Source organism: Oricola sp. (genome assembly GCF_965230365.1).
Lineage (GTDB): Bacteria > Pseudomonadota > Alphaproteobacteria > Rhizobiales > Rhizobiaceae > Oricola.
Window position 1 is genome coordinate 985,356 of sequence record NZ_OZ246003.1, and the last position, 16,889, is coordinate 1,002,244.

Genomic DNA, 16,889 nt, shown 5'->3' on the forward strand with positions numbered 1-16,889 from the left:
GCCGGGCCTATCTCCCGAGATCGCGCAGGAAACGCCAGAACGGCAGCATTTCCCCATAGTGGTCGATGCACCGGGCCGTGATGTCGGCCTGCGTCGCCGATTGCGGCGATACAAGATCGCGCCAGACGGCGAGACCCTTGTGACGGGCGAGGTCCGGGTAGGAATGGCCTTTGGGGAACCCGGGCGGGATGCGCTTCAGCGCTGGTTCCGTGAACCGGCAGCCGGATGTGGCGAGCGTTTCCATCATCTCGCCCAACTGGTGTCCTGACGGTCCCGCGATCGTGTTGCGGTAGCTTTCGAGCATGGGTTTGGCAAATTCGAAGGCGCCGCAACCGAGCGTGCAATACTCGGTCGAAAGACCGAACATCCATGCGGGGCCGCTGGCGCCGTCTGCCTCGGGCATCCAAGAGATATGGATGTGGGTGTTATATGGCGTCTTGTCTTTCGTGAAGCGGATATCGCGGTTGATCCGAAACAACTTGGCCGCGTGCGGCGCGCCGGTCAGGCGTTCGATCTCGCCGGCCATCAATTCGGCAAAGGCGCGTGAGGGATGCTTGACCGCTGCTTCGTAGGCCTTCTTGTTTTCCTTAAACCAATCGCGGGTGTTGTTGGCTTTCAGGTCGAAAAGAAACTGCAGTGTCCCATCGGTAAATGGCGCGTCTTCCACCGGGCTCATGGTTTTGCCTTCCTGGTCTTCGCCGGCTTGGGCGGCAGGGTGCCGACATAGGCGAGTGACAGCGACAGGAGATCGGCGAAGGCCGGATCGGCGGTCTTTTCCGGGGCGTGGATGAAGCCGCCGAATTTCCGGCCGGCATGGATCATCGGCGTTGTGCCGGGATGCGCCAGCGCTTCCGCCTCGCTTTGCTTGCCGACCCGGAACATGAACAAGCCTTCGCCGCTTTTTCTGTCGCGGTGCGCGCCGCCGATCATGTTGCCGTCGATCATGAAGCAGGCGCCGCCCATCATGCGCTTCTCCTCGACATTCGGCAGCCCGCCGAGGGCGTCGCGCATACGCCGCGCCAGTTGTTCGTCAAACGCCAAGAGCGGTTCCTCCGTCGATGTGCCCGGCCCGGAGAATAGCATCCGGGCCGGGCGCGTGGTTCACTGCTGGCTTTCGTAGGTGATCAGCGCGATCGATGCGCCCTGCGGATCGCGGAACTTCGCCATGCGGCCAACGCCCGGCATGTCCGCCGGTGCCGAAACTGCTGCCGCGCCCGCAGCGAGCGCCTTGGCGAAACGGGCATCGACGTCATCGACCGTTACATAGATCGTCCAGCTTCCCTCCGTAGCGGGAGCAGGCGCGAAGCCGCCGACGCCGCTCTCTCCGACCGCGATCGCCGGATAGGAGGAGCCGTTCTGCATCGGCATGTCGTTGACCTGCCAGTCGAGCACCGATTCATAGAATTTCCGCGCGGCGGCCGGGTCCGCGCCGTGAAACTCGATCCAGCTCGGGGCGCCGTGTGTCTGCATGGGATTGCTCATGTGGTTACTCCCTTGGATTGACGGTACGCCACTAGGACGGGTGAGCCAGGGCGAATCCGACGCACGGCAAAACTATTTTTCGTCCAGCTCTTCGAGACGGCGTTCGATATGACGGGCCTGAGCGCGATCCGGATTCAGGGTCAGCGCAGTTTGAAGGGCGGCGCGCGCCTCGTCTGTGTGGTTCAGGCCTGCCAGGAAATCGGCATGGGCGACGTGAAAGGCCAGATAGCCGGCGAGGTCGCCAGCAAGGGGTTCCAGCAGCGTGAGCGCCTCCTTTGGCCCTTCGGTTTTCGAGACCGCGACCGCCCGATTGAGCGCCACGACGGGCGTTGGCATCCGGCCCATCAATGCGTCGTAGAGCAGGGCGATCTCTCGCCAGTCGGTCGCTTCGGCGGAGGCAGCCCTGCAATGCACGGCGGCGATTGCGGCCTGGATCTGATAGGGACCGGGGCGGCCCTTCAAAAGCGCCTTCTCGATCAACACGCCTGCTTCGGCAATTGCCGTTCGATCCCACCGCGTCCGGTCCTGCTGTTCCAAAGTCAACAACTCTCCATCGCTGCCGGCGCGGGCGCGGTGACGTGAATGCTGACAAAGGCACAACGCCAGCAGGCCCATGACTTCCGGTTGCGAGGGGAACAACGACAGCACGAGCCGCGCAAGGCGGATCGCCTCCTCGCAGATCTCGGCATTGACCGGCTTGTCCGCGGTACCCGCCGAATAGCCTTCATTGAACATCAGGTAGATCATCAAGCACACCGCGTCGAGCCGGCGCATGCGCTCAAAAGCGGTCGGCGTTTCCAGCCGGCAGGCGATGTTGCCGGCCTTCTTCCTGGCGCGGGTGATGCGCTGTTCCATCGTTTTCGGCTTGATCAAGAATGCGGCGGCGATCTGCTCCACCGAGAAACCGCCGACAATCTTGAGCGCCAGCGCGAGTTGGTCCTGCACCGACAAGTACGGGTGGCAGCACATGAACAAGAGGCGCAGCACGTCGTCACGCATCGATGCTCCATCGATCTCATCGGCAAGGCGTTCCTCCTCGTCGGTGGCCGGCTCGAGAACCGCTTCGCTCTGGCGATAGGCGGCTAGCTTCCGGTCACGGCGGATCCGGTCGATCATGGCATTCGAACCGACGCGGATCAGCCATGCCGCCGGATCCGACGGGATCTGTGTGTCCGGCCAGCGGCGCAGCGCCCGCACTGCCGCCTCCTGAAAGGCGTCCTCGGCCTCGTCAATGTCACGAAAACGGCGGACGAATGCCGCCAGCACGCGCGGGCGCGCCTCGGCCAGATTGGCTTCAATCGTCGCCGGCCTGCCCATCGCCTTCCGACCAGTTGCTCCATTCGACGGGGCGGATTTCATAGGAGGCGATTTCGGCCGGCAGGATCTTCGCCGCCTCGATCGCCTCTTCCATTGTGTCGCAGCGGATGAGGTAGAGGCCGAGCAACTGCTCCTTGGTTTCGGTAAATGGCCCGTCGGTGGCGATCACTGAGCCGGATGACTGGCGCAAGGACATTGCGGTCTGCGGCTTCATCAACTTGGCGACGGCGCCGAGCCCGCCGCGTTCGCCCATCACCTTCTGCAACTCGCCATGTTTGGCGAGAAGAGCTTGCTGCTCTTCCTCTGGAAGGCGCTCGAACACGCCGTCCACGCCGTAGATCAGGATCGCGTAAATCACCGGGAACTCCTTCGTAGCGCCGTTTCAAGCATAAGACGAACGCTGCGGAAGAAAACCGACAAACGCGTGAATGTTATCCGACGTCGTAATGCGAGCGGTCGCGGCGCCCCGGTCTGGTGACAAAGTCCAGCAGCCAGTGGCTGCCGCGGGATACGACCCGGCCAAATTCCCTGGACCGTTCGAGGCGGCCGCGCGCCATGGCCTGCTCAATTTCTTTCATGGTATACTGTCTGCGTAACATGGGTAAGTTTCCTTGATGTGATTCTGCGACTGTGCTCATATTGAGCGCCATGATGCGCGCTGACAAACGAGTCATTTTGACCGATCAGTTCAGAAAAACTTATCTGTGATGGCTGACTACCTGCCGCCGCTCAATTCACTGCGCGCGTTCGAGGCTGCCGCGAGGCACATGAGCTTTGCCAAGGCCGCCGACGAATTGTCGGTCACGCCAGCGGCGCTGAGTTTCCAGATCAAGTCGCTCGAACAGCATCTTGGCGCGCCGGTGTTCCGGCGGCTCAACCGGGCAGTGGAATTGACAGAACTGGGTCGAATGCTGCAGCCGGGCGTGTATGATGCGTTCGAAACGCTGTCGGCGTCCTGGCGGGCGGCGCGCCGGCGTTCGAGCAACGGTTCGGCGCTGACGGTTACAGCCGGGCCGGCCTTTACCGCGAAGTGGTTGGCGCCGCGCCTGTTCAAGTTCGCCCTCGCCAATCCGGATATCGAACTGCGTTTCTCGGCAAGTCTGCAGATGATGGATTTCGACCGCGACGAGGTCGATATCGCGATCCGGTTCGGCAAGACCACGGACGATAACCTGTTCAGCGAATCCATTCTCGAGGACTGGGCAACGCCGCTGATGACGCCGGAGCTGGCCGAACGTTTCAGTACGCCCGCCGATCTTGCCGCCGCGCCGCTGATCCATGACGACAATATCCGTATCCTGACGCCTTCCGCCGACTGGCCAAGCTGGTTTTCGATGGCCGGCTTGGATTGGCAGGGCGATCGGGGAACACGTTTCTCGCATGCCGACCACGCAATCGACGCGGCAATCCAGGGAGCCGGCGTCGTGCTCGGACGCGGGTCGATTGCCGAGGAGGCGCTGCGCGAGGGTCAGCTTGTCGCGCCATTCGATCTTACGTTGAGCGTCGGCGGACGCTACCGGATCGTATGCCCGGCCGGCACGCAGGACCGGCCATCGGTGAAACGGTTCCGCGACTGGGTCGCCGATGAAATGGGCTCGTTGCGTGAACTGACCGCGGCGCGGAAGCCGATTCCGGTCGAGGTGTGGGCGAATGCAAAGGGAGGCGTATGAGATGACCGGGGCACTTGCCGCCGACGCGCTTGAGTTCTTCCGCCACGGGGTCGCGGCTGCCGATCCGCATGACGCGGTGATGCATGCGCTGGAAGTGCATGACGGCGAATGGAGCGGCCACGGCAAGATCCACCTCGTTGCTGCGGGCAAGGCGGCGCTGCCGATGGCGGAAGCCGCGCTCTCCTTCCTGCCGGCAACAAAGATCGCGTCGGCCTTCGCCGTGACCAATTACGAGAATGTTCGTGAACTACCGGGGCTTAGCGTCATGGGCGCGTCGCACCCGCTGCCCGACGAGAACGGCGCAACCGCGGCAAAGGCGATCGAGGATGTCGCCATCCGGGCCGGCGCCAGTGATCTCGTTCTTTGCCTGATCTCCGGCGGCGCTTCGGCGTTGCTGCCGGCACCGGCAGACGGCATTACGCTGGCCGAGAAGACACTTGCCAACGACCTGCTCTTGAAATCCGGTGCGGATATCGTCGCCATGAACACGGTGCGCAAGGTGTTGTCGCGGCTAAAGGGCGGTGGGTTGGCGCGGAAAATTGCGCCCGCGCAGGGGCTGGCGTTGATCCTTTCCGACGTGCCGGGTGACGACCTGGCGATCATTGCCAGCGGGCCGACCGTTGCCAACAACACGCCGGCGGCCCGGGCGCTTGCGATCGTCCGGTCGTTGGGGCTGGAAGGGGCGATGCCGGAAACCGTCATGGCGCATCTCAAAAAGCGCGCCGGCGAACCGACCGAAGAATTCGTGCAGACGACCGAAAACATCCTCGTCGGCTCCAACCGGATCAGCCTGCATGCGACGGCAAACAGTGCAGCGCGCGGCGGCTATGAAACCGTGATCCTGTCGGAGTGGCTGGAGGGCGATGTCGCGGATGCGGCCAAGGCGTTCTGGAAGGCGGCCGACACTGCGGAGGCGGGCAAGCCGGTTGCAATTCTTTCAGGCGGCGAGACCAGCGTGCATGTCACCGGCGGCGGCAAGGGTGGCCGCAATCAGGAGATGGCGTTGCGGTTCGCCGCGCTTTGCCGCGACCGGCCATTGGCGCGGGACTGGGCGTTTCTTTCCGGCGGGACGGATGGCCGCGACGGGCCTACCGACGCCGCGGGCGGGCTGGTGACGCCGGAAACCCTTGGCGCAATCGAGGCTGCCGGCAAGCCTGTTGAGGAATTCCTCGCCGACAACGACGCCTATCATGCGCTTTACGCCGGCGACGGGCTGGTGATGACGGGGGCGACCGGCACCAATGTCGCCGACCTGCAGGTGCTGTTACTTCGATAGTTCCCGCGTCGCCTCATCGAGGCCGGCAAGTGTCAGCGGATACATGCGGCCGTCCATGATCTGGCCGAGCATGGCGGTCGACTGAGTGAAACTCCAGTGGTCCTGTTTCTCAGGGTTGATCCAGATCGCATGCGGGAATTTTTCGACGACACGCTGCATCCAGACCGCGCCGGTCTCCTCGTTCCAGTGCTCGACCGAGCCGCCGGGATAGGCGATCTCGTAAGGGCTCATGGCGGCGTCGCCGACGAAGATTATTCGGTAGTCTGAGCCGTAGGTGTGCAGCACGTCCCAAGTGGGGATGCGCTCGGCGTGGCGGCGGCGATTGTCCTTCCAGACCGACTCGTAGAGGCAGTTGTGGAAGTAGTAGTACTCCATGTGCTTGAACTCGGTGCGGGCAGCCGAGAACAGCTCTTCGACCACGCGGATATGGTCGTCCATCGAGCCACCGACATCGAAGAACATCAGGAGCTTGACGGCGTTGCGGCGTTCGGGACGCATCTGTACGTCGAGATAGCCGTGTTCGGCGGTCGATTTGATCGTGCCGTCGAGATCGAACTCGTCGTGGGCGCCCTGGCGGGCCCAGCGGCGCAGGCGCTTCAGCGCCACCTTGATGTTGCGTGTGCCAAGCTCGACCGTGTCGTCGAAGTTGCGGAACTCGCGCTTGTCCCAAACCTTGACGGCGCGGCGGTGGCGGCTGCGGTCCTGGCCAATGCGCACGCCCTCGGGATTGTAGCCATAGGCGCCGAAGGGCGAGGTGCCGGCGGTGCCGATCCATTTCGAACCGCCCTGATGGCGGCCCTTCTGTTCCTCGAGTCGCTGCTTCAGCGTTTCCATCAGCTTGTCGAAACCGCCGAGCGCCTCGACCAGCTTCTTTTCCTCGTCGGTGAGGTGTTTTTCGGCAAGACGGCGCAGCCATTCCTCCGGCAGGTCGGCGATATCGATGCCGTCCGATCCCGAGACCGCCTCCAGCCCCTTGAAGACATGCGAGAACACCTGGTCGAAACGGTCGATGTGGCGCTCGTCCTTGACCAGCGTGGAGCGGGCCAGAAAGTAAAATCCCTCGACATCCCAGGTGACGAGATCTGCCTCCATCGCCTCCAGCAGCGAGAGGTATTCGCGCAGCGACACGGGAACCTTGGCGGCTTTCAGTTCGAGAAAGAACGGAATGAACATGAGGCGGTTTTACTGCGCCATAGCGTCCGTGTCATCACGATCCGTGGGTGCCTGTTTTCGAAACGCGGCGGTCAAAGTGGTTCGAGCCTCCCTCCGTGAGATGTCTTGTAGCCGGTCGGCGTTCGCGTCACCGAAAAGCACTGTTCCTGACCAGCGCGGATTTCCCGGTAACGGATGCAAATCTTGTCCCCGGATATCCTGAGCCGGCCGCGAACATGCCATCCTTGAATGGAACGCGCGGTCGCCGAGCGCGACCGGTAGGTAATCGTCCCCCTGTCGCCGTTGATCCAGTATTTGAAACTGTGGCCAATGATTTCCTCGCGCAACGACACCTTGCCCTTTCGGGCGGGCGTACTGTCGCTGGCACTTGTACCCGGGGCCGCCAATGCAATCACGATTGCAACGACGAATGTGCTTGCGATCTTCATTGGTGCTCCTGCTGGTGATCGTCTTCGGAATGGGTAGTAAGCCGCGCCGCAGCATGTTGTCTCCATAACCTATGCACCTTTTCCCAGAAATACTATCTATGCACGCGATACGTTGCGTCTTGTCGGAACAATACTTCAAAGAGCGCGCCATAGGCTGGCGGCCGACACATGGTCGCCGCAGAAATGTGTTTGTTTGGCGGCGGGGCGAATGTTCAGGAGACAGCCATGACGAACATTATCCAGCAGCCCGCACCCTTCGATCTCGTCGGCGACCCCGTGCTCATAGCGGGACTGGGCCAGGGCTTCGAGGCAACGCTCAACTGGCGCGTGCATGACGGCCACGACGAGCGCACCGGGTTTTTCAATGTCGGTGGCGGCACCGGCGAACATGGTCAGTTCCAGGTGCAGGCGGTCATCGGCGCGGCGGCATTCCAGCTCGATCGTCTGTTCGTAGAGGTCTATGAAGAGAGTGCACGCGACGGTTCGGAGATCAACAAGGTGATCGTGCCGGTGATCTACGGGCCGCGTATCGTTCCCGGCTATATCGGCTATCGCATTCATGTCGTGCAGCCGGGCGACACGCTGTCGGCGATTGCCGATGCCAACTATGGCGATCCGGGCCAGTTTCCGCTCATCGTGCGTGCCAACCCGATGACCATCGACGATCCGAACGTGATCTTCCCGGGTCAGGCATTGCGGATCCCGATCGGCGCGTGAAACCTGCCTGGCCGCCGGGCGGAAAGTTCCGCTTTGACCGCGAAATCCGTTTCGGCTAAGGCATCCATATTCTCAGGGCGGGGTGGAACTCCCCACCGGCGGTTACAGCCCGCGAGCGCCACCCTTTGGGGTGGGTCAGCAGACACCGGTGAAATTCCGGGGCCGACGGTCATAGTCCGGATGAAAGAGAATGGTGCGTTTCGGCTCTGGCCGGAGCGTTCTTTTGCTCTGGGATCTTGTCGTATGGAAAGGATCTGGAGCTATGACAAAATCCCCCAAGTTCGCCTTCATCAAGGCTGGTTGGCACGCCGATATCGTTGATCAGGCGCTGGTCGGGTTCAACGAGCGGCTGGACGAACTGGACGCTGGCGCCGAGGTTGCCGTGTTCGATGTGCCCGGTGCGTTCGAGATGCCGCTGATCGCGCAGAAGCTTGCCGAGACCGGCGACTATGACGCGATCGCCGCCGCGGCCCTTGTGGTCGATGGCGGGATCTACCGTCACGACTTCGTGGCGCAGGCTGTGGTTTCGGGCCTGATGGAAGTGGGGCTGAAAACCGGCGTTCCGGTGCTGTCGGTTTCGCTGACGCCGCACCACTTCCAGCCGAAAGGCGAGCATGAGGAATTCTATCGCGCCCATTTCATCACCAAGGGGCGCGAGGCGGCCGATGCCGCCGTCGAGGTCACCAAGGCACATGCCGCGATTGGGGCGGAACCGAGAATGGCTGCCGCCTGACCGCGCTGACCGGGTATCGGGCGGTACAGAGCCTCCCGATGCCGCGTTATCGGGTGGCCGGCTGTCCGCCTTCCAGCTCCACAAGGCGCTCGGCGGTGAACTTGTCGGTGATCAGGATATCGATCACGCCGGCGCGCAATGCGCCCCTGATGGCAGGTGTCTTGGTCTGGCCGCCCGCCAGCGCTATGACACGGTCGATTGTCGCCAGCTCCTCGAGCGAGAGCCCGATGACACGCTCATCGAGCGGCGTTTTCACGAACTCGCCATTCGCATCGAAAAAACGCAAGCTGATGTCGCCGACGCCACCGGCCTCGGCGATCTCCGACAATTCGCGGGAAGAAAACACGTTGCCGCTGCGCGCCAGCATGCTGGACGGCTCCATCGCCCCGATGCCGACGATCGACAGCGTGATCTTGCCGAACAGGTCCATCGTTTCGCGGACATAGGGGTCGCTCAGGAGCACGAGCTTCGCTTCGCGCGACTGCGCCACGCCGGGCGCGGAAAGCAGGTGCGGTTCCGCGCCGGTCAGCTTTGCCAGCCGTGTCGTCAGTTGGTTGGCATGTGTCTGCACGCGCGGGTCGCCCATGCCGCCCAGCGTCTGGACGACGAATTTCGCCTTTCCCGACTTCATCGGATGGATGTTGTCGACCATGCGGAGGATCGTCTCCGACCAGCTCGAAACGCCGATGATTTCGTCCTGCTGCAGGGTCGCTTCGAGAAAGTGAGCGGCGGCTTCGCCGATGCGCGCCATGATGGCGCCTTCGCGGTCCTCGGTGCACTCGACCACGATCGATTCGGACAGTCCGAAACGAGTCCGCAGTTCCCCTTCCAGCTCGGCATAGGTTCCGGACGGCGCCATCACGGTCGTCCGTACGATCTCTTCTTCTTGGGCGCGCTTGAGCATGCGCGACACTGTCGCCTGCGAAATCCGCAGATGAGCGGCGATCTGGGCCTGACGCTGACCCTCGATGTGATACATCTGGGCGACCCGGGCGATCATGCGGAGTTCGTTCAGGCGGGACATGCAGAGGGGTCCTCAACGTACTTGAATATTTATTCAGTACACCTCAAATGTCGTGCGGGCAACGGCATTGCTCCACGCCGCCAGACCGGTTTCGCGCGCTTCCGGCGTCATGCGGGGCGGGATTTCGGCATCGTGTTTCGCCAGTTTTGCAATGGCGGCGAGGTCGGGCCAGAACCCGGTGGCCAGACCCGCCAGGAATGCGGCGCCGATCGCCGACGCCTCGGAGTTTCGACACGGTGTAACCGCGTGGTCGATATAGTCGGCCACCATCTGCATCAGAAAAGGGTTGCGGCTCGGGCCGCCATCGACGAAAAGCCGGCCCATCTGCTGTGCGCCCTGCGACATCGCGGCAAGAACGTCGTAAACCTGAAATGCCATGCTTTCGGCGGCGGCCCGCGCTATGTGGGGCGGCTTGGCGCCGAAGGAGAGGCCGCAGATCAGCCCGCGCGCCTCCGGCGCCCAATGCGGCGCACCGAGCCCGACATGGGCGGGCACCAACGATACGCCCTCAGCGCCGTCGACCGATTGGGCCAGTTCCATCAGCGCGTCGACACTGTCGAGCCCCAACATTTCGGCCACCCACGGGAAGATCGAGGCGCTGACCAGGATGTTGCCTTCGAATGCGAAGGTGGAACGGCCGTCAAGCGACCAGGCGATCGTTGTGGTGATTCCCTTCGGCGGAACGAGAAAGTCGGATATCGTGGTCATTACCGAGGAGCCCGTGCCGAAGGTGACCTTGCCGTCGCCGGAGCCGAACGCGCCATGCCCGAAAAGCGCGGCGTGGGAGTCGCCGATCGCGGCGGCGACCGGAATGTCGGCGGGGATCGCGGTGGTGGCCCGGGTCTTGCCGAAGACATGAGCCGAGTCGCGGACATCCGGCAGCATCGCCGGAGATACGCCGAACAGCTCGCAGAGGGTCTCGTCCCAGCGGCTCTCGGCAAGATTGAACAACTGGGTCCGGGCCGCATTCGAACGGTCGGTCGCGTGTACGCGGCCGCCCGTGAGCTTCCAGATCAGCCAGCTGTCCACGGTGCCGATGCAGATGTCGCCCGATGTGTTGCCGTGGTTTTTCAGCAGCCATGCTGCCTTGGTTGGCGGGAACAGCGGGTCAAGCGGCAACCCGGTGCGCGCGACGACATTCGGCTCGTGTCCTGCTTGCCTGAGTGCCTCGCATGCCGCCGTGGTGCGGCGGCACTGCCAGGTGATGACCGGCCCAAGCGGTTCGCCGGTGTTGCGATCCCAGATCAGGATCGACTCGCGCTGGTTCGAGATGCCGAGCGCCGTAATTTCCACTGCCGGCGCGGCCTCGCGGCAGGCGGTTATCGCCTTTTGGGTCGCGCTCCAGATTTCGTCTGCGTCCTGCTGAACCCAGCCCGATTGTGGATACTGGGTCGGTACAGGCGCGGAGCCGGTTGCGATGATCTCGCCGGCCTCCGAGACCAGCACGGCCTTCGAATTGGTTGTGCCTTCGTCAATCGCCAGGACGGCCCGCTGCCTCATTCGTTACCTCTTGCGCGCCAGGAGCGCCGTGGCACTATCCGCAATCCCGTCCGGCGACATGCCGAATTCATCAAGCAGGAAGTTCGCCGATCCGGTCGGCGCGAAGACGCCAGGCACGCCGAGACGTTTCATGGGCACCGGGCGCTCGTCTACCACGACTTCCGCAACCGCGCTTCCAAGTCCGCCGAAAACGGTGTGTTCCTCGCAGGTCAGAATCGCTCCGGTGTCTTCTGCGGCCTGGACGATGGCATCGGAATCGATCGGGCGCACGGTCGCCATGTTGAGTACGCGCGCCGAAACTCCGCGCCCCTCGAGCAGTGCCGCAGCGCGAAGCGCCCGATGCGTCAGGGTGCCATTGGCGATGATCGTAAGATCCTTGCCATCGCGCAACAGGTTGGCCTTGCCAGGTTCGAAGACATGGTCTTCGGGAAACAGGTCCGGCACGCCGACGCGGCTGAGCCGCAGGAAGCAGCCGCCATTGTAGTGGGCAGCCCATTTAACTGCAGCGGCCGTTTCGGCGCGGTCCGCCGGCGCGATGACAGGGACATTGGGCAGGGCGCGAATCCAGGCGAAATCCTCGATAGAGTGATGGGTCGCGCCGAGTTCGCCATAGGCCATGCCGGAACTGATCCCAACAAGCTTCACATTGGTTTCGGAATAAGCGACATCGGCCTTGATCTGCTCAAGTGCGCGGCCTGTCAGAAACGGGGAAGCGCCACATACGAAGGGCACCTTGCCGCCGTTGGCGAGACCTGCGCCGACACCGACCATGTTCTGCTCGGCGATGCCGACATTGATCAGCCGTTCGGGGAACTTGTCCCTGAACCCGGCAAGCTTGGAGGACCCGACCGAATCGTTGCAAACGGCGACGATGTCGCTGTCATTGGCGCCGAGTTCCTCCAGCGCGCCGACAAAGGCGTCGCGGCAGTCATAGAGCTTGGACATCTCGAAAAGTGCATTCATAGCGCGGCACCTTCCAGCTCGGCCATGGCCTGTTTGTATTGTTCTTCGTTCGGCACCTTGTGATGCCAAGCCACGTTGTCGGACATGAAGGATATGCCCTGACCCTTGTTGGTATGCGCGACAATGCATTTCGGTTTGCCGACGACGGCGGTCTCGGGCGAGAGCGCCCGGCAGATTTGTTGCATATCGTGTCCGTCGATCTCCTCGACGGCCCAGCCAAAGGCTTCCAGCTTCGGCGGCAATGGCGCGATGTCGTTGGTATCTGCCAGGCGCGCGCCCTGCTGCAGCCGGTTGTGATCGATGACGAGCGTCAGATTGTCGAGCTTGAATTGCGCGGCGGCCATGATGGCCTCCCAATTGGAGCCTTCCTGCATTTCGCCATCACCGGTGATGACGAATGTGCGCCAGGTGTCACCGTCCAGCTTGGCGGCTTTGGCCATTCCGACGCCGACCGGCAGGCCATGGCCGAGTGGACCGGTATTGGTTTCGACGCCGGGGACCTTGCAACGGTTGGGGTGTCCGTTGAGGCGCGAATAGGGCTTCAGGAATGTGGAAATCTCGTCCTTGGGAATGAACCCCTTTTCAGACAAGACTACATAGAGCGCGAGCGCGGTGTGCCCCTTGCTGAGTACAAGCCGATCGCGCTTGGGATCAAGCGGAGCGTTCGGGTCGACCGACATCGTATGGAAGTAAAGCGCGCAGAGGATGTCCATGACTGACATCTCTCCCCCGATATGGCCGGCGCCTGCCTCGAAGACGGCCTGTAGATCGCGACGCCTCATTGCGTTCGCGAGCGTGCGGAGTTCCTGGGGGTCCATCTGCGCCTCTGAATAATTATGCTTGTCTAATTAGACATGCATCAATGTGATATGTCAAGTCAGCGACTGATCGTTGGAGTGGTGGACATTGCCACGGTATCACGGGTTTCTTGTGGTTGACAGCGTAATGTGGATGTTCTATCGTGAGTGAATAAATATTCTAAGAGGGAAGATCGAATGAGCGCGATGCAGGCGCAGGGCCGTAATGGGCCGCGCTTACCAGAGTTTTTTTCGGTATCGGGTGCAACCGGGCCGCTGATCGGGCTGCTGCTACTCTGCGCGTTTCTCGCGATCGCCACCGATTCATTTCTGTCGGTTCGCAACTTCCTGAACATCCTCGACCAGATCACTGTGCTTGGTATCATGGCCGTCGGGATGACATTTGTCATTCTGATTGCCGGCATCGACCTGTCGGTCGGATCGGTGCTGGCGCTTTCGATGATGGTGCTCGGATATCTCAACGTCGAAGCCGGCATGCCGATGGGTGTCGCCATAACCGGTGCGCTGATTGTCTCCGGCATCACAGGAGCAGTCGCGGGGCTGCTTATCACAGTATTCAGGGTACCGCCCTTCATTGCCACACTGGCCATGATGTCCATCGCGCGCGGGTTGGCGAACATGATCACCGACGGGTCGCAGATCATCGGATTTCCCGCCTGGTTCAACATGAGCGCGATCATCCGGCATGGCGGGTTCCTCACGATGACAGTGGCGGTGATGCTGGCTGTCTTTGTCATCGCCTTGTTGTTCCAGCGCTACCGCAAGGGTGGCCGTATGCTCTACGCGATCGGCGGCAATCCCGAGGTCGCGCGACTGGCCGGTATCAATGTCAGCCTGGCGACGGTGCTCGTCTACACGATGTGCAGCGTGCTGGCGGGGTTGGCCGGAATCCTTTTGGCGGCCCGCCTCGATGCGGTGCAGCCGTCGATCGGTGTGGCCTATGAACTGGATGCGATCGCGGCGGTCGTGATCGGCGGCACAAGCCTGTCCGGCGGAACCGGCGGCATCGGCGGCACAATCATCGGCGTGCTGATCATCGGCGTGTTGCGGAACGGCCTGAACCTGCTCAGCGTCTCGCCATTTTTGCAATCTGTGGTCATCGGCCTCGTCATCGTGCTGGCGGTGGCGGCAGAGACCTTCAAGAACCGACGCTGAACAGAACATGCCGGGGCCGCAGAACTCGTCCGCGCCCCCGAGAAGACGGCCCGCATCGCGGGCAATAACCCGGTCCCAAAAGAGAACAACGGACCAAGCAACCAAGGAGGAGAACCCCATGAAGACCACCATCAAGGCATTGCTTGCCGCCACGGCGGTGACCGCCGTCGCCACGGCCGCTTCGGCTCAGGAAATCGGCGTTGAAAAAATCGGCCTCGCCGTTCCCAACCTGCAGGCCGACTATTTCAACCAGATCAAGCTCGGCGTCGAGGGTTACGCCAAAAAGCTCGGCATCGAGGTCATCACCGTCGACGCCAAGGGCGACACCGCCACCCAGGTCAGCCAGGTTCAGGATCTGCTCACCCAAGGCATCGACGCGTTCATCTACATCCCGGCCGGTGCCGCCGCCGCCACCGTCCCGACGCGTCTCGCCCGCGCCGAAGGCATCCCGGTCATCAACGTTGACCGCGAGCCGGAAGGCGAGCCCGGCGACACCGTGATCTACGGCGAAAACGTCCTGTCTTCTTATCAGGTCTGCTCCCACCTCATCGGCCTCGCCGGTGGCGAAGGCAAGATGGTCATCATCCACGGCCAGAAGGGCACCACCCCGGAAGTTCAGCGCTTCGAAGGTTGCCAGATGGCGATCGACGAAAACCCGGGTATCGAGCTGGTTGCTCAGCAGTGGACCCAGATGTGGTCGCCCGACGAAGGCTTCTCGATCGGCCAGAACATGTTGCAGGCGCATCCGGACATCAAGGTCATCTTCGGCCAAGCCGACGGTATCGCCATGGGCGCCGCCAAAGCCGTTGAAGTTGCCGGTCTGTCCGACCAGATCGTCGTTGGCGGCTATGACGGTGACGTTGCGGCTCTGGAATCGCTGGCTGCTTGCGACACGCCGTTCATCGTGACCGCGACACAGAGCACCCAGGCAATGGGCGTGCTGGCTGTGAATTCGGCAATCGCTGTTTCGCTGGGCGCTTCGGTGCCGGCGCGCCAGATCCCGAACGCCGTGCTCACGACCTGTGAGAACGCACCGGAATTCGTCGAGAAGCACCCGTAATCTGCGCCAATCGGTGTCAGAACTGAAAGGCGGCGCCATGACATCCGACAAAAGGTCTCCAATTCTGACCTTGCGGAACATCGACAAGTCCTACGGACCGGTCCAGGTTTTGCACGGTTTCGATCTGGATATCTATGCCGGTGAAGTCGTGGCGCTGCTTGGAGAAAACGGCGCCGGAAAATCGACGGTATCCAACATCATCTCCGGGACGGTGCTGCCATCGTCCGGCGAGATGACGTGGCAGGGCGCGCCCTATGCGCCCGCCCATCCCCGCGAAGCGATCGACAGCGGTGTCGGCATGATTCACCAGGAGCTGCTGCTTCTGCCGCATCTGACGATCGCCGAAAATGTTTATGTCGGCCGCTGGCCGACGAGAAACGGGCGCGTCGACCGCGCCGGCATGGCGGCCCGCGCTCAGGAGCAGCTTGAGCGCCTCGGCTTGGACCTGCCGGCGACACGCAAGGTCGAAGGCCTCTCCACGGCGGCCCAACAGCTTGTCGAGATCGCCAAGGCGCTTGCGCTCGACGCGCGCCTGCTGATCCTCGATGAACCCACAGCCGCGTTGGGCGGCGCCGAGACCAAGCTTCTCTTCGAGCAGGTCGAGAAGCTGAAGTCCGAAGGTGTCGGCATCATCTACATTTCGCACCGGCTCGAAGAGATCAAGCAGATCGCCGACCGGATCGTCGTGATGCGGGACGGAGAAAAAGTCCAGGAGTTCGACACAGCGGACCTGCCGGTGCGTACCATTGTCGAGGCGATGGTCGGCCGCAGCATGGACAAGATGTTCCCGCCGCTGGCCAAGCCGACAGATGAGACCGTGCTGGAAGTGGATGGCCTGACCTCGTCGGCCGGCCGGTTTCACGATGTGAGCTTCACGGTCAAGAAGGGCGAAATCTTCGGCATTGCCGGTCTAGTCGGCGCCGGCCGCACCGACCTTGTGCGCGCCATCGCGGGCGCTGACCCAGTCCGGTCAGGGTCGGTCAGGCTGAAGGGCCAAGACATCACGCCCAAGTCGCCGCGCGACGCAATTCGCAACGGTATCGTGTTGGTGCCCGAAGACCGCAAGCTTCACGGCGTCATCCTCGATCACAGCATCAGCGAGAATATCGCCTACTCCAATCTCGAGTCCGTCAGCCGGTCGGGATGGATGGTTGCAAACCGTGTGCGCGGCTTTGCGGACGCAAACATCAAGAAGTTCGGCGTCAAGGGGGTCGGCCGCCAGAGGGCCACCGAAATGTCGGGCGGCAACCAGCAGAAGGTGGTGATCGCCAAGTGGCTCGCACGCGATCCGAATGTTGTGCTGCTCGACGAGCCGACGCGCGGTATCGACGTCGGCGCACGCTCGTCGATCTACGAAATCATTCACGAGTTGGCCAGCCAGGGGGTCGCGGTCATCGTCGTCAGTTCGGACCTCGAAGAGGTACTCGGCGTGTCCAACCGCATTCTCGTCATGTCTTCGGGCAGGCAGACCGGCATCCTCGATCACAGCGAAGCCAATGACGTCTCGGTCATGGAGTTGGCGACTGCAAGCCATGCTCCCGGCTTCGAGCGGGATGCCACGGTATAACAAGAT

The 16,889-nt window shown here is 62.5% G+C and carries 18 protein-coding genes and 1 riboswitch; of the genes, 7 read left to right on the forward strand and 11 right to left on the reverse strand.

Translation table 11 applies throughout. The features are described 5' to 3' along the window. Positions 1 to 7: 7 nt before the first annotated feature. From ACO06R_RS04760 to ACO06R_RS04780, 5 genes are all read right to left on the reverse strand, one after another. Positions 8 to 676: a DUF2461 domain-containing protein gene (locus ACO06R_RS04760; protein ID WP_421856805.1), complete on the reverse strand. Its 669-nt coding sequence runs from the start codon at positions 674 to 676 to the stop codon at positions 8 to 10. Then, positions 673 to 1,041 (reverse strand): TfoX/Sxy family protein, encoded by a 369-nt coding sequence (locus tag ACO06R_RS04765; protein ID WP_421856808.1) that lies wholly within the window; start codon positions 1,039 to 1,041, stop codon positions 673 to 675. The genes ACO06R_RS04760 and ACO06R_RS04765 overlap by 4 nt, the downstream gene beginning before the upstream one ends. Positions 1,042 to 1,101: 60 nt before the next feature. Next, positions 1,102 to 1,482, reverse strand: coding sequence for a VOC family protein (locus ACO06R_RS04770; RefSeq protein ID WP_421856811.1), 381 nt, complete (start codon positions 1,480 to 1,482; stop codon positions 1,102 to 1,104). A gap of 72 nt (positions 1,483 to 1,554) precedes the next feature. Then, the gene (locus ACO06R_RS04775) at positions 1,555 to 2,799 is read right to left on the reverse strand and encodes an RNA polymerase sigma factor (RefSeq protein WP_421856814.1); all 1,245 of its coding nucleotides are present in this window, start codon (positions 2,797 to 2,799) and stop codon (positions 1,555 to 1,557) included. Next, positions 2,777 to 3,157: a YciI family protein gene (locus tag ACO06R_RS04780; RefSeq protein ID WP_421856818.1), complete on the reverse strand. Its 381-nt coding sequence runs from the start codon at positions 3,155 to 3,157 to the stop codon at positions 2,777 to 2,779. Before ACO06R_RS04780 ends, ACO06R_RS04775 begins: the two co-directional genes overlap by 23 nt. Before the next feature lie 349 nt (positions 3,158 to 3,506). Between ACO06R_RS04780 and gcvA the strand changes: the two genes are divergently transcribed. Both gcvA and ACO06R_RS04790 read left to right on the forward strand, forming a co-directional pair. Next, the gene (gene gcvA / locus ACO06R_RS04785) at positions 3,507 to 4,469 is read left to right on the forward strand and encodes a transcriptional regulator GcvA (protein ID WP_421856821.1); all 963 of its coding nucleotides are present in this window, start codon (positions 3,507 to 3,509) and stop codon (positions 4,467 to 4,469) included. 1 nt (position 4,470) lies between these two features. Further along, entirely contained in the window at positions 4,471 to 5,745 is a 1,275-nt protein-coding gene (locus ACO06R_RS04790; RefSeq protein WP_421856824.1) for a glycerate kinase type-2 family protein, read from the forward strand. Here ACO06R_RS04790 and ACO06R_RS04795 read toward each other — a convergent pair. Further along, complete coding sequence (locus ACO06R_RS04795; protein ID WP_421856827.1) at positions 5,734 to 6,918, reverse strand: vWA domain-containing protein; 1,185 nt, start codon at positions 6,916 to 6,918, stop codon at positions 5,734 to 5,736. The genes ACO06R_RS04790 and ACO06R_RS04795 overlap by 12 nt on opposite strands. 71 nt (positions 6,919 to 6,989) lie before the next feature. Beyond that, positions 6,990 to 7,346 carry a hypothetical protein gene (locus ACO06R_RS04800; RefSeq protein ID WP_421856830.1) on the reverse strand — a complete coding sequence of 119 codons (357 nt, stop codon included), beginning with the start codon at positions 7,344 to 7,346 and terminating at the stop codon, positions 6,990 to 6,992. 225 nt (positions 7,347 to 7,571) lie between these two features. On the opposite strand from ACO06R_RS04800, the gene ACO06R_RS04805 reads away from it, so the two are divergent. After that, positions 7,572 to 8,063, forward strand: coding sequence for a Gmad2 immunoglobulin-like domain-containing protein (locus ACO06R_RS04805; RefSeq protein ID WP_421856833.1), 492 nt, complete (start codon positions 7,572 to 7,574; stop codon positions 8,061 to 8,063). 64 nt (positions 8,064 to 8,127) lie between these two features. Continuing rightward, positions 8,128 to 8,259: riboswitch (FMN riboswitch) on the forward strand. A 66-nt stretch (positions 8,260 to 8,325) separates the two neighbouring features. Beyond that, positions 8,326 to 8,796, forward strand: a complete 471-nt coding sequence (locus ACO06R_RS04810; protein WP_421856836.1) for a 6,7-dimethyl-8-ribityllumazine synthase — start codon at positions 8,326 to 8,328, stop codon at positions 8,794 to 8,796. Between the two features lie 46 nt (positions 8,797 to 8,842). Here ACO06R_RS04810 and ACO06R_RS04815 read toward each other — a convergent pair whose 3' ends face one another. The 4 genes from ACO06R_RS04815 to ACO06R_RS04830 are packed head-to-tail and all read right to left on the reverse strand — an operon-like array spanning position 8,843 to position 13,101. After that, positions 8,843 to 9,820, reverse strand: coding sequence for a sugar-binding transcriptional regulator (locus tag ACO06R_RS04815; protein ID WP_421856839.1), 978 nt, complete (start codon positions 9,818 to 9,820; stop codon positions 8,843 to 8,845). 33 nt (positions 9,821 to 9,853) lie between these two features. Beyond that, positions 9,854 to 11,320, reverse strand: coding sequence for an FGGY family carbohydrate kinase (locus ACO06R_RS04820; protein ID WP_421856842.1), 1,467 nt, complete (start codon positions 11,318 to 11,320; stop codon positions 9,854 to 9,856). A 3-nt stretch (positions 11,321 to 11,323) separates the two neighbouring features. Then, positions 11,324 to 12,283, reverse strand: a complete 960-nt coding sequence (locus ACO06R_RS04825; RefSeq protein WP_421856845.1) for a transketolase family protein — start codon at positions 12,281 to 12,283, stop codon at positions 11,324 to 11,326. Then, the gene (locus ACO06R_RS04830; protein WP_421856848.1) at positions 12,280 to 13,101 is read right to left on the reverse strand and encodes a transketolase; all 822 of its coding nucleotides are present in this window, start codon (positions 13,099 to 13,101) and stop codon (positions 12,280 to 12,282) included. Before ACO06R_RS04830 ends, ACO06R_RS04825 begins: the two co-directional genes overlap by 4 nt. 177 nt (positions 13,102 to 13,278) lie before the next feature. On the opposite strand from ACO06R_RS04830, the gene ACO06R_RS04835 reads away from it, so the two are divergent. The 3 genes from ACO06R_RS04835 (at position 13,279) to ACO06R_RS04845 (ending at position 16,883) form a co-directional block, all read left to right on the forward strand. After that, positions 13,279 to 14,256, forward strand: a complete 978-nt coding sequence (locus ACO06R_RS04835) for an ABC transporter permease (protein WP_421856851.1) — start codon at positions 13,279 to 13,281, stop codon at positions 14,254 to 14,256. Positions 14,257 to 14,374: 118 nt separating this feature from the next. Beyond that, on the forward strand, positions 14,375 to 15,316 hold the full coding sequence (locus ACO06R_RS04840; protein WP_421856854.1) for a substrate-binding domain-containing protein: 942 nt from the start codon (positions 14,375 to 14,377) through the stop codon (positions 15,314 to 15,316). Between the two features lie 37 nt (positions 15,317 to 15,353). After that, on the forward strand, positions 15,354 to 16,883 hold the full coding sequence (locus ACO06R_RS04845; RefSeq protein WP_421856857.1) for a sugar ABC transporter ATP-binding protein: 1,530 nt from the start codon (positions 15,354 to 15,356) through the stop codon (positions 16,881 to 16,883). The last annotated feature ends 6 nt before the right edge of the window (positions 16,884 to 16,889 follow it).

Bases quoted from the DNA above. Each gene is read 5' to 3' on its own strand.
- ACO06R_RS04815 (WP_421856839.1), bottom strand. From the start codon at position 9,820: ATGTCCCGCCTGAACGAACTCCGCATGATCGCCCGGGTCGCCCAGATG.
- ACO06R_RS04795 (WP_421856827.1), bottom strand. From the start codon at position 6,918: ATGTTCATTCCGTTCTTTCTCGAACTGAAAGCCGCCAAGGTTCCCGTG.
- ACO06R_RS04805 (WP_421856833.1), top strand. From the start codon at position 7,572: ATGACGAACATTATCCAGCAGCCCGCACCCTTCGATCTCGTCGGCGAC.
- ACO06R_RS04800 (WP_421856830.1), bottom strand. From the start codon at position 7,346: ATGAAGATCGCAAGCACATTCGTCGTTGCAATCGTGATTGCATTGGCG.
- ACO06R_RS04775 (WP_421856814.1), bottom strand. From the start codon at position 2,799: ATGGGCAGGCCGGCGACGATTGAAGCCAATCTGGCCGAGGCGCGCCCG.
- ACO06R_RS04760 (WP_421856805.1), bottom strand. From the start codon at position 676: ATGAGCCCGGTGGAAGACGCGCCATTTACCGATGGGACACTGCAGTTT.
- ACO06R_RS04835 (WP_421856851.1), top strand. From the start codon at position 13,279: ATGAGCGCGATGCAGGCGCAGGGCCGTAATGGGCCGCGCTTACCAGAG.
- ACO06R_RS04770 (WP_421856811.1), bottom strand. From the start codon at position 1,482: ATGAGCAATCCCATGCAGACACACGGCGCCCCGAGCTGGATCGAGTTT.
- ACO06R_RS04825 (WP_421856845.1), bottom strand. From the start codon at position 12,283: ATGAATGCACTTTTCGAGATGTCCAAGCTCTATGACTGCCGCGACGCC.
- ACO06R_RS04820 (WP_421856842.1), bottom strand. From the start codon at position 11,320: ATGAGGCAGCGGGCCGTCCTGGCGATTGACGAAGGCACAACCAATTCG.
- ACO06R_RS04840 (WP_421856854.1), top strand. From the start codon at position 14,375: ATGAAGACCACCATCAAGGCATTGCTTGCCGCCACGGCGGTGACCGCC.
- gcvA (WP_421856821.1), top strand. From the start codon at position 3,507: ATGGCTGACTACCTGCCGCCGCTCAATTCACTGCGCGCGTTCGAGGCT.
- ACO06R_RS04830 (WP_421856848.1), bottom strand. From the start codon at position 13,101: ATGGACCCCCAGGAACTCCGCACGCTCGCGAACGCAATGAGGCGTCGC.
- ACO06R_RS04810 (WP_421856836.1), top strand. From the start codon at position 8,326: ATGACAAAATCCCCCAAGTTCGCCTTCATCAAGGCTGGTTGGCACGCC.
- ACO06R_RS04845 (WP_421856857.1), top strand. From the start codon at position 15,354: ATGACATCCGACAAAAGGTCTCCAATTCTGACCTTGCGGAACATCGAC.
- ACO06R_RS04790 (WP_421856824.1), top strand. From the start codon at position 4,471: ATGACCGGGGCACTTGCCGCCGACGCGCTTGAGTTCTTCCGCCACGGG.